This window comes from Actinomadura craniellae, from assembly GCF_003289645.1.
Lineage (GTDB): Bacteria > Actinomycetota > Actinomycetes > Streptosporangiales > Streptosporangiaceae > Actinomadura_D > Actinomadura_D craniellae.
Genome location: NZ_QLYX01000001.1, coordinates 437,005 through 448,429, shown reverse-complemented (window position 1 = coordinate 448,429; position 11,425 = coordinate 437,005). Strand labels below are relative to the sequence as shown.

At 72.4% G+C, this 11,425-nt stretch carries 9 protein-coding genes; 3 read left to right on the top strand and 6 right to left on the bottom strand.

Features of this window, described 5'->3' with window-relative positions:
* Positions 1–50: 50 nt before the first annotated feature.
* From DPM19_RS01930 to oxc, 4 genes are all read right to left on the bottom strand, one after another.
* Positions 51–1,022: an NAD(P)-dependent alcohol dehydrogenase gene (locus tag DPM19_RS01930; RefSeq protein WP_199484782.1), complete on the bottom strand. Its 972-nt coding sequence runs from the start codon at positions 1,020–1,022 to the stop codon at positions 51–53.
* A gap of 69 nt (positions 1,023–1,091) precedes the next feature.
* Positions 1,092–2,738, bottom strand: a complete 1,647-nt coding sequence (locus DPM19_RS01925) for an AMP-binding protein (protein WP_111862996.1) — start codon at positions 2,736–2,738, stop codon at positions 1,092–1,094.
* Positions 2,735–3,970, bottom strand: a complete 1,236-nt coding sequence (locus tag DPM19_RS01920; protein ID WP_111862995.1) for a CaiB/BaiF CoA transferase family protein — start codon at positions 3,968–3,970, stop codon at positions 2,735–2,737. Before DPM19_RS01920 ends, DPM19_RS01925 begins: the two co-directional genes overlap by 4 nt.
* A 28-nt stretch (positions 3,971–3,998) precedes the next feature.
* Positions 3,999–5,726, bottom strand: a complete 1,728-nt coding sequence (oxc, locus tag DPM19_RS01915) for an oxalyl-CoA decarboxylase (protein ID WP_111862994.1) — start codon at positions 5,724–5,726, stop codon at positions 3,999–4,001.
* Between the two features lie 335 nt (positions 5,727–6,061).
* Here oxc and DPM19_RS01910 point away from each other — a divergent pair, with 335 nt between their 5' ends.
* The 3 genes from DPM19_RS01910 (at position 6,062) to DPM19_RS01900 (ending at position 9,227) form a co-directional block, all read left to right on the top strand.
* Complete coding sequence (locus tag DPM19_RS01910) at positions 6,062–6,484, top strand: YciI family protein (protein ID WP_111862993.1); 423 nt, start codon at positions 6,062–6,064, stop codon at positions 6,482–6,484.
* 15 nt (positions 6,485–6,499) lie between these two features.
* Entirely contained in the window at positions 6,500–7,786 is a 1,287-nt protein-coding gene (locus tag DPM19_RS01905) for an RNA polymerase sigma factor (protein ID WP_111862992.1), read from the top strand.
* Between the two features lie 130 nt (positions 7,787–7,916).
* Positions 7,917–9,227, top strand: a complete 1,311-nt coding sequence (locus tag DPM19_RS01900) for an MFS transporter (protein ID WP_111862991.1) — start codon at positions 7,917–7,919, stop codon at positions 9,225–9,227.
* Here DPM19_RS01900 and DPM19_RS01895 read toward each other — a convergent pair.
* Both DPM19_RS01895 and DPM19_RS01890 read right to left on the bottom strand, forming a co-directional pair.
* Positions 9,212–10,243 carry a DUF2889 domain-containing protein gene (locus DPM19_RS01895; RefSeq protein ID WP_111862990.1) on the bottom strand — a complete coding sequence of 344 codons (1,032 nt, stop codon included), beginning with the start codon at positions 10,241–10,243 and terminating at the stop codon, positions 9,212–9,214. The two genes, DPM19_RS01900 and DPM19_RS01895, sit on opposite strands and share 16 nt — an antisense overlap.
* Positions 10,244–10,304: 61 nt before the next feature.
* A complete protein-coding gene (locus tag DPM19_RS01890; protein ID WP_111862989.1) occupies positions 10,305–11,381 on the bottom strand; it encodes an NAD(P)-dependent alcohol dehydrogenase in 1,077 nt (358 codons plus the stop codon).
* Positions 11,382–11,425 lie beyond the last annotated feature (44 nt).

Below are 11,425 nucleotides of genomic sequence, written 5' to 3'. Positions count from 1 at the left end.
AATGATCTGTAAACGTTTTTACAAAAACGAGGACGTATGGGGAGGTGGGGTCAGCTCGGCGGGACGACGGTGATGACGACGTTGCCGATCTTGCGCCCGGTCTCGACGTACCGGTAGGCGTCGACGATCTGCTCCAGCGGGTACCGCCGGTCGATGACCGGCCTGAACTCCCCCGCCTCGATCAGGTCCCGGAAGTGCCGCACCACCTCCTGGCCCTCCTGCGGGAAGGGGAACTTCACCTTCCTGCCGCGGAACAGGGGCGTGACCAGCGGCAGGAGCAGGTTCTGCCCCCAGGGGCCCAGCTCCGAGGACAGGTACAGCCCGCCGGGCTTGAGCAGCCGCCGGCAGCGGCCGAACGTGCTCTTGCCGACCGCGTCGAACACCGCGTCGTAGCGCTGCTCGTCCCGGGTGAAGTCCCCCGCCGTGTAGTCGACGACCCGGTCCGCGCCCAGGCCCCGCACCAGCTCCAGGTGCGCCGTCTCGCACACCGCGGTCACGGTGGCCCCCTCGTGCTTCAGCAGCTGCACCGCCGCCGAGCCGATACCGCCGGTCGCGCCGTAGACGAGGACGTCGTGCCCGGCCTGGACGCCCGCCGACCGCAGGAACGCCAGCGCGTAGTGCGCGCCCTCGGTACCGGGCGCGGCCTCCTCGAAGGTCACGTTCCCCGGCATGGTCGCGATGTCGCCGTCCTGCGGAACCGCCAGGTACTCGGCGTGGGTTCCGAACGCGCCCTCGTTGTACCCGAACACCCGGTCGCCGACCGCGAAGGACGTGACGCCGCCGCCGACCGCCTCCACCACCCCCGCGTACTCGGTCCCGAGCACGGTGCGCCGCGGCCGGGTCAGGCCGGTGAGCGCGCGCATGAAGAAGGGCCTGGCCGCCCGGTAGGCGCAGTCGGTCCGGTTGACCGTCGTCGCGTGCACCCGCACGAGGACGTCATGGTCGCCGACCGAGGGCCGGTCCATCTCGACGATCCGGACCACGTCCGGCGGCCCGTACCGGTGGCGCACCGCTGCCTTCATGGGCGCACCCTAACCGCAACGCGCGCGGCGCCGCAGCGAAGTGGCCCCCTCGCGGCCCGGGCGGCGGGGTCATCCGGGCGGCGCTTTGCGGGTGAGGGCGGCGGCGAGGGCGCGGCGGTCTCCGTCGCCTTTGCCGGTGCGGGGGAACCGGTCGAGGAAGTAGATCTTCTTGGGGATCTCGAAGGCCGTGAGCCGGGCGCGGCAGTGCCGTTGCAGCTCGGCCTCGGTGGTGTGCCGGCCCGCGCGCACGATGACCGCGGCGTTGACCTCCTCGCCGTACTTGGAATCGGGTATGGCGAACGCCAGCGCGTCCAGGACGGCGGGGTGGGCGAGCAGGGCCGCCTCGACGGTATGTGGCGCGATCTTCTCCCCGCCGCGGTTGATCAGGTCTTTGATCCGGCCGTTGAGGAACAGGTAACCGTCGGAGTCCAGGTAGCCGAGGTCACCGGTGTGGAACCACCCGTCGGTGAAGGCTGCGGCGGTGGCCTGCGGGTCGTCGAGGTAGCCGGCGGTGAGCGCGGCTCCGCGGACGCGGACCTCGCCGGTCTCGCCGGTGGCGGCCGGGGTGCCGGCGGCGGTGACGATGCGGATCTGCGGGCCGGTGGGCAGGCCGACGGAGGCGTCCTTGCGGGGGCCGTCGCGGGGCAGCGGGTTCGACGCCGCCTGGTGCGCGGTCTCGGTCATGCCGTACGCGGAGATCACGGGTGCGCCGAATCGCTGCTCCGTCTCGTGCAGGACCGCGGGCGCGAGCGGCGCGCTGCTGCTGCGGACGAACCGCAGCGCGGGCGGGTCGGTGGCCGGGTAGTCGGTGGCGGCCCGAGCGAGCAGGATCTGGTGGATGGTGGGCACGGCGGTGTACCAGGTCGCCCGGGCACGGACGATCTCGTCCCAGAACAGGTGCGCGGAGAAACGCCCGGTGGCCGGCAGGTGGACGGCGCCGCCGCTGGCGAGGGTGGCGAGCAGGCCGGCAACGAGGCCGTGCCCGTGGAACAGGGGCATGACCAGCAGCGTCGCGTCGTCGGGGCCGAGGTGGCAGGTGGCCAGGATGCCGCGGACGGATGCGGCCAGGTTGCCGTGGTCCAGCGGCACGATCTTCGGCGTGCCGGTGCTTCCTGTGGTGAACAGCAGGACGGCGAACTCCTGGTCGCCGGCCCCGGCGGGCGGCGATGCGGGCGGCGAGGCGACCTGGTCAGCGCCGGTGACGGCCACCTCGGAGCGGGCGGCGTCGATGCCGATCGACCAGACCGGGATAGGGCCCGCGTCGGCGGGGTAGCCGCCGCGCAGGCCGGAGGGCAGGAGAACGGCCCTGGTGCCGGTGGCGGCCAGGCGGGTGCGCACCTCGTCGCCCGTCAGCTGCGGGTCGATCGGGACGACCGCCGCCCCGGTGGCCCAGGCGGCGAGCAGCGCCAGGACGAACTCGGGGCGGTTGTCGCTGTAGACGGCGATCCGGTCGGCCCGGGTGATCCCGGCCGCCGCGAGCCGGCGGGCGAGCGCCCGTACCAGCCGGTCCAGTTGCCGGTAGGACAGGCGCAGGCTGCCGTCGGCCACCCCGAGGGCGACCCGGTCGGGTGTGCGGCGGATGCTGCTCTCGATCATCCCGGCCATGCCGGATCGGCTCGGCACGGCGGTGCCGGCCGGCATGACGGCCTCCTCCTCCCGGGCCCGGGCCGCCGCGCGCCCCTGGTCGCGGTCCGGGCGTTTCGCTCGCGAGGTCACGATCGTGTGGCGCCGCCGTCCGGCGTACCGGGGTTAGCGGCGGCGGCGAACTCGGCGCGCAGCGCGTCGCCACGGTTGTTCAGCTCCGGCGACGGGATCATCGTGCCCAGCGAGTTGTAGGCGCCGAACTTGATCGGGTTGCCGGGGACCTGGAACCCGCCGACGTCCTTGACCATGCCGCGGACCTTGATGTGCTCGAGCCTGCGGGTGTCGTCGACGTTGAGGATCGGGCTGGCGGGAACGCCCGCCTCCTCCAGCCGCTCGTGCCAGGCGGCGGCGGTGTCGGTGCGCAGCACGGCCTCCATGGCGCCCTTGAGGTCCGCCTGGTGGTTCGTCCGGTCCACGTTGGTGGCGAAGCGGGGGTCGGTGGCCAGTTCGGGCTTGCCGAGGGTGTCGGCCAGGATGCCGAACAGGTGGTCGTTGCCGGCGCAGATCGCGATGAGCTGGTCGGCGCAGCGGAACGTGTCGAACGGCGTCATCGACGGGTGCCGGTTCCCGATCCGGTGCGGGCGCCGGTGGACGCCGAGGGCGTCCATCAGGCCCTGTTCCATCGTGGAGAACGTGGCGTCGAGCATGGCGACGTCGATGGTGGTCCCCTTGCCGGTGCGCTCCCGCGCCGCCAGGGCCGTGACGATGCCGCAGTACCCGAAGACGCCGCCCAGGATGTCGGAGATGGAGGTGCCGACCCTGGTGGGGTCGCCGTCGGGCTCGCCGGTCGAATCCATGATGCCGGAGATGGCCTGGATGACCGTGTCATAGGCGGCTTGCAGGTGGAGCGGCCCGTACTGGCCGAAACCCGAGATCGAGCACACAATCAGCCGCGGGTTCTCCTGCACCAGCTCGGCCGGGTCGAGGCCGAGCTTGGCCATGACGCCGGGACGGAAGTTCTCCACCACCACGTCCGCCTTGGCGATCATCGCCTTCGTCAGGCGGAGGTCGCCGGGGTCCTTGAGGTTGAGCGCGATGCTCTCCTTGCCCAGGTTGGCGAACCGGTAGTACTCCGAGGTGCCGTCGCTGGCGAACGGGCCCATCTGGCGGGTGTCGTCGCCGGTTCCGGGCCGTTCGATCTTGATCACCCGTGCGCCGGCGTCGGCGAGCATCCGGGTGCAGGTCGGCCCGGCCAGGACGCGGGTGAAGTCCACGACGGTGATGTGCTCCAGGGCGTGCGGCTTGCCGGGGTCGCGGTGCTCGTCCGGGGTGGCCGCCCCGCGGGCGGTGGTCACCGTGGTCATGGCGGTTCCTTTCGGATCGGTGGCGCGCTCAGTGCACGGGCTGGAGCGAGCCGGTGGCGTTCAGGTGGCTCAGGTGGCCGCTCTCGGTGCCGGCGCTCGGGTCGATGACGGCGTTGATGAGGGCCGGGCGGCCGGCCTTCAACGCGGCCAGCAGCGCGTGGCCGAGCTCATCCGGGGTGTCGGCCTGGTAGCCGGTCCCGCCGAACGCGGCGATGAGCTTGTCGTAGCGGCTGGAGTGCAGCAGGACCGTCGGAGCGGGGTCGGCGGAGTAGGTGTTCACCTCGTCGCCCTTGTAGACGCCCCCGTTGTTGAAGACGATCGTGATGATCGGCAGCTGGTAGCGGCAGATGGTCTCGATCTCCATGCCGCTAAACCCGAACGCGCTGTCGCCCTCGATCGCCACGACCGGCCCGCCCGATTCGACGGCGGCGGCGATGGCGTACCCCATGCCGACGCCCATGGTTCCCCAGGTGCCGGAGTCGAGCCGGTGCCGCGGGTGGTACATCGGCACGATGTCGCGGCCGGAGTCGAGCGTGTTGGCGCCCTCGTTGACGAGGTGGACGTCGCGGTGGTCGTCCAGCACGTCGCGGATCGCGCGCAGCGCGGTCGCGAAGTTCATCGGATGGGCGTCGGCGTCGAGCTTGGCCCGCAGCTTCGCCACGTTCTTCGCGGTCCGGTCCCTGATCGCGTCCCACCAGGCGTCCGGCACCGCGATCTTGACGGACGACAGGCCGTCGTTGCAGCCGGCCATCGCGGAGGCGATGTCGCCGACCACCGGCGCCTCGATCGGACGGTTGCTGTCGATCTCCATCGGGTCGACGTCGATCTGGATGAACCTGGCCGCCGCCGCCCAGCGCGGCGCCTGCCCGTGCGCGAGCAGCCAGTTCAGCCGGGCCCCGACGAGCATCACGACATCGGCCTGCCCGAGTACCAGCGACCGGGCCGCCGCGGCCGACTGCGGGTGGTCGTCGGGGAGCAGCCCCTTGGCCATCGACATCGGCAGGTAGGGGATGCCGGTGGTCTCGACGAACGACCGGATGGCCTGGTCGGCGCGGGCGTAGGCGGCCCCCTTGCCGAGGACGATCAGCGGGCGCTCGGCGCCCGCCAGCAGGTCCAGGGCCCGGGCGATGGACTCGGGCGCCGGGATCCGCGCGGGCGCCGGATCGACCACCCGCATCAGCGAGGCCGCACCGGCGGCGGCCGGCATCGTGGCCCGCAGCACCGCCGCGGGCAGGTCGAGGTACACGCCGCCCGGCCGGCCAGACACCGCGGCGCGGATGGCCCGGGCGACACCGATCCCGATGTCCTGCGGCCGGTCCACCCGGAACGAGGCCTTGGCGAAGGGTTTGGCGACGTTGAACTGGTCCAGTTCCTCGTAGTCGCCCTGCTGCAGGTCGATGATGTTGCGCTCGCTGGACCCGCTGATCTGGATCATCGGAAAGCAGTTGGTCGTCGCGTTGGCCAGCGCCACCAGGCCGTTGAGGAACCCCGGCGCCGACACCGTCAGGCAGATGCCCGGCCGCCCGGTCAGGAACCCGGCCGCGGCGGCGGCGTGCCCGGCGGCCTGCTCCTGCCGGAACCCGATGTAGCGGATCCCCCTGGCCTGGGCGGTGCGGGCCAGATCGGTGATCGGGATACCGACCACGCCGTACACCGTCTCGACCCCGTTGGCCCGCAGCGCGTCGACCGCCAGCGCCGTACCGTCGATGGTTTCCTCGTCCGGATGCGTGACCGTGTAGGCGGCGTCTGATGCCATGCCCGGCTCCTGCCTCTGGATTTCCTGCCCCCTGGGAAACCGGTTCGCTGAGGAGGCTCCCCTCGTGCCCGGATCGACCGGGCCGGCGACGCCAAGGCCGCTATTGCCCCCGAACCACCGCAATGTCAAGCGAACCTAGACGGAAGCTACCCGGCGGCCGCCGCGTTATGCGGCCCTGTCCCTCCGGTCGATGACGGGTCGCCTTCCGCCCGCGCCCGTGCCGGAGGAATCCGCCGGAAAAGAAATCCGGGGCCGTGTCGATCGCCGGCGCCCCCCGTTCGACCTAGGGGTGAAAGGGTCCGGAAGGGACCCGGACGATCCAGGGAGACGGAACTGTGAAGTACATGCTGATCATGCGCGCCACCGGCGACGAGGCCTTCGCGGGGATGGCGGACGTCGACTTCGACAAGATGATCGAGACCGTCGGCAGGTACAACGACGAGCTGATCCGGGCCGGCGTGCTGGTCGCCGCGGAGGGGCTCGACGACGCCGCCGAGGGCGTGGTCGTCGACCACTCCGCCGAGCCGCCCGTGGTCACCGACGGCCCCTACGGCGAGACCAAGGAGCTGTTCGGCGGGTTCTACATCCTCAGCGTGGCGTCGCAGGAGGAGGCCGTCGAGTGGGCCAGGCGGATGCCGCTCACCGGCCCGGGCTTCAAGACCGAGATCCGCCGGGTCACCACGATCGACGAGCTCCCGCAGGACAACGAATGGATCAGGAAGGAGCGGGCGTGGCGCGAGGCCACCGGCCAGCTCTGAGCGGATCGACGAGAGATGGCCGACCCCACCGGCCGTGCGGCCGTCGCCGCCGCCTGGCGGATCGAGTCCGCCCGGATCGTCGGCGCGCTCGCCCGGTACACCGGTGACTTCGCGCTGGCCGAGGACCTCGCCCAGGAGGCGCTGGCCGAGGCCCTGGTGACCTGGCCGCGGGACGGCGTGCCCCGCAACCCCGCGGGGTGGTTGCTCACCGTCGGCCGGCGCCGCGCGATCGACGCGTTCCGCCGGCGCTCGGCCCTCGACGACAGGTACGCCGCCCTCGCCCACGACCTGGGCGAGGGGGGCGCCGTCTCGGGAGGCTCCCCCGCCGACCCCACCAGGGAGGCCGAGGACATGCTGTGGGATCCGGACCGGATCGACGACGACATGCTCGCGTTGATGTTCGTCTCCTGCCATCCCGTGCTGTCGCGGGAGGCGCGGGTGGCGCTCACCCTGCGCGTGGTCGGCGGTCTGACCAGCGACGAGATCGCCAGGGCGTGCCTCGTCCCGACCGCCACCGTGCAGGCCCGGATCACCCGGGCGAAGAAGACCCTCCAGGCCGCCCGGGTGCCGTTCGAGGTGCCGCCGGCCCGGGACCGGGCGGAGCGGCTCGGCTCGGTGCTCAGCGTGGTCTACCTGATCTTCACGGAAGGGTCCTCGGCTAGTTCCGGTGCCGATCTGATCCGGTTCGACCTCGCGGGCGAGGCGCAACGTCTCGCCCGGGTGCTGAGCCGGCTGATGCCGGACGAACCCGAGGTCCACGGCCTGCTGGCGCTGCTCGAACTGACCGCGGCGCGTTTCCCCGCCCGTACCGGGCCGGACGGCCGGCCGGTGCTGCTGGAACAGCAGGATCGCCGCCGCTGGGACCGCGCCGCGATCCGCCGGGGACGGGCGGCGCTGGCCCGCGCGGAGCGGGCCGGCCGGGGCCTGGGCGCCTACGGCCTGCAGGCGGCGATCGCCGAGTGCCATGCCGTCGCCCCGTCGGTCGCCGCGACGGACTGGGAACGCATCGTGCTCATCTACGAGGCGCTCGGCCGGCTCGCGCCATCGCCGGTGGTCGACCTCAACCGGGCGGTGGCGGTCTCCATGGCGCGGGGACCGGCCGCGGCCCTGCCGATCGTGGACGGGCTGGTGGCCGCCGGGGCGCTGCCGGACTCGCATCTGCTGCCGAGCGTCCGCGGGGAACTGCTCGTCCGGCTGGGACGCACCGGCGAGGCGCGCACCGAGCTGGAGCGCGCCGTACGGCTGTGCGGCAACGAGCGCGAACGGGCGGTGCTGGAGGGCAAGCTCGCCGACCTCGGCTGACCGGCGCCGGTGCACCGTCGGCGGGCCCCGGCTCCGGAACCACCACTTGACCAGGACTTATATCGTGCATTTCAGACGACTCGCCGTCTTGGGAGGGCCATGACCATGCCTGCGCGGCCGAAGAGCGGGGATGCCCGAAGCGGGCCCTGAACGGAGCCCCGCTCCGGACTCCGGCGCGGGCCGGGCGAAGCCGGCCAGGGCCGTCGCGCTGGCGAGCCTTGTGCTGATGGCCGCGTCCTACGTCGTCAACGCGATGGACCGGCAGGTCTTCCCCGTGCTGCTGCCCGGCATCCGGCCGGAGTACGGCTTCAGCCTCGCCCAGGGCGGCCTGCTGGCCACCGTCTTCACCCTGGGCATCGGCGTGGCCGGCCTACCGACCGGGTACCTGCTCGACCGGCTCTCCCGCAAGAGCGTGATGCTCGTCGGCATCGTCATCTACTCGGTGTTCACGATGCTCACCGCGGTGTCCCTCGGCTTCCTCGACATGTTCGCCTACCGCGCGCTGTCCGGGGTCGGCGAGGCGATGCAGAACGCGGCGCTGTTCTCCGCCGTCGGCGCCTACTTCTTCACCAACCGGGCGATGGCGCTGGGCGCGCTGAACTTCGCCTACGGGTTCGGCTGTTTCCTCGGCCCGCTGCTCGGGACCGGGCTGTCCGCCTCGACCGGGAGGTGGCAGACCCCCTTCTGGGTGTACGGCCTGGTCGGACTGGTGTTCGTGGTACTCATCGCCCTACTGGTCGAGAAGTCGTTCACCGAGCGGACGGCGGGCGATCCGGCGGGCACGCGGCCCGTGCGGAGCGCGGACCCCGTGCCCGCCACCCTCGTCAACCGCAACGTCGTGCTACTGACGCTGACCGCCGTCGTGGTGGGCCTCGCCATGTACGGCTACCTCGGCCTCTACCCGACGTTCCTGCAGGAGGAGCTCCAGCTCTCCACCGGCCAGGCGGGGCTGGCGGCCGGCATGTTCGGGGCCGGCGCGCTGGTCGGCCTGCCCGCCGGATGGCTCGGCGACCGGCTCGACCAGCGCACCGTGATGATCGGCTCGTTGGTCGCCGGATCCCTGGTGGGATTCCTGCTCTTCAACGGACCGACCACGGCCGGGCCGCAGATCGCGCTGTCCTTCGCCGAGGGCGCGATCGGCAGCGGCTTCCTGTTCGTCAACCTCTACTCGTCCATGCAGCGGGCCGTACGGCCGGAAATGATCGGCCGCGCGTCCGGCCTGTACGTCGCGGCCTTCTACATCCCCGCGGCCCTCGCGGGCTACCTGTTCTCCCGGCTCGTCGGCTCGGTCGGCTGGGGCGGTGCCGGGGTCTGGCAGCTCACCGTGCTCCCGCTGGCCGGTGTCGCGACGCTGCTGTTCGTGGACACCGGCCGGTTCGGCGGCACCCGCGCCGGGCGCCGGGAACCGCGGGACCAGGGTCGCGATCACGACCCGGGGTGAAGCGAAACCAGGTGATCGACGTCGTCCAGCGAGCGCAGCAGGTCGTTGAGGTGCGTGCAGGTCAGGGTGCCGGTGAGCTGCCTGCGCACCCAGGTCCGCAGCTCGCCCACGGTCCGCCCGGCCAGCGCCCCGGCGCTGGCCGCGGCCGCCGGGCACTCCGTCCACGGCAGGACCCTGGGCACGGCCTCGATCTCCAGGATGCGCAGTTCCGCACGGTCGATGAGGGCGTCCAGGACGTACTCGTGGACGATGGTCTCCACTCCGTCCCCGTCGACGTGGGTGTCCCGGAACGTCGCGTCGACCCGGACCGTGCCGGCCGCGGCGGTCAGGTCCATGCGCCGCCGGCGGCGGATCGCGCCCGCGGGCAGAGCGTCGTGCTCGTGCCAGGCCAGCGGGTCCGGCGAGGGCTCCGGTCCGGGCGCCACGGGACCGGTCGGCATCGGCATGAGCCCGGTCTCCCGGAGTTCGGTGAGCATCGTGCCGTCCCGGCGGAATCCCGAGCACAGGTCGGTGCGTCCCGCGGTGAACGCCTCGGCCAGCGCCCGGTCGGCGCGCATGTCGACATGGCCCAGGTCCGCCTGTACCGCGTAGCCGCTCACGAGTACGGTGCCGGGCAGGTCGTCGAGCAGCAGGTGGGACAGGGCGCGGCCGGCGGCCGCCGCGGGCAGGGCCGCGCCGACCTTGGCCCGGAAGCCGGCGGCGACGGCGGCGCCGACGAGCCGTTCGACGCCGGGCTGGGCGGGAACGGTCCCGATCTCCCGCAGCACGCAGCCGCCGGGATAGTCGATCCGCCCGCCGATCCGGGACCGCGCCGCGACCTGCGGCCGTCCGTTCGCGTCCGTGACCAGGTCCCTGCCCCGAGCGTCCACGATCACTTCGCCGCCGATGCCGTCGGGCCGCAGGAGGTCCACGGTCGTCGTGCGCCTGACCGACCCCGGACGGCGTTCCGGTGTGCCCGGCAGCGGATCGTGCGGTCCGTGGTGGGGGTGAAACGAGCGCTCGGTTGAAGCCGTCATGTCCCGATGATCCCATTTTCATGGGAGCGAGCGTTCACCCGCCCGGTGCCGGTCCGGTCATTCACGCACCGGGCAGCAGGACGGGCTTGATGGTGGTGCCGTCCGCGGAGTCGCGCTCGGCGTCGTTGATCTGGTCCAGCCGGTACGTGCGGATCAACCGCTCGAACGGGAAGCGGCCCTGTTCCCACAGCGTGATCAGCTGCGGGATGAAGAGCTGGGGGACGGCTTCGCCCTCAAGGATGTAGCGGACGTTGCGCCCCGCGCACAGCTCGGGTTGCAGCGTGAGCTCCCCGCCACCGGCACCGACCAGCCCGCACAGCCCACCCGGCCGCAGCACGCCGACGGCCGTGGACATCACCGCCGGGACACCGGTCGTGTCGAAGGAGTAGTCGACCTGGCCGACGGCGCCGGCCAGGTCGGGGTCCGCACCGTCGATCGCCCTGGTGGCGCCGAGTTCGAGGGCCAGTTCCCGCCGGGCGGGATGCAGATCGACCGCGATGATCTCCGCGGCGCCGGCGACCCTGGCCGCCATGACCGCCGCGAGGCCGACCGCTCCGGTGCCGAACACCGCGATGCTCGACGCGGGACGCACCCCCATGGCGATCAGCACCGAGCCCGCCCCGGTCTGCAGACCGCACCCCAGTGGCCCGAGCGTCTCCAGGGGCAGCGCGGCGTCGACGGCGACCACGTTGCGCTCGGTCGCGATGGCGTGGGTGGCGAAGGAGGACTGGCCGAACCAGCGGGCCGCGACCTGCTCGCCGGCCAGGTCGGTGGTGCCGGTCGTCCCGTCGATGCGCAGCCCCGAGACGTTCCGTGCCATGAACTCGTCGCAGTACGGGGGCGTACCGGCGAGGCACTGCGCGCACCAGCCGCAGGAGTCGTAGCTCATGACGACGTGGTCTCCGGGCTTGACCCGGGTGACGCCGGGCCCGACCGCCTCGACGACTCCCGAACCCTCGTGCCCGAAGACCATCGGCATGGCCAGCTCAGGGAACATCCGGTAGAGCACGTCCGTGTGGCACATGCCCGCCCCGACGACGCGGACGAGCACCTCCCCCAGCCCGGGCTCATCGAGTTCGACGTCCTCGATGACGAACGGCTTGGCGGGGTCCCGCAGGATCGCGGCCTGAATGCGCATGTCCACCCACTCCACTCGCCGGCGGCAACAGCTGTTGCCGGACA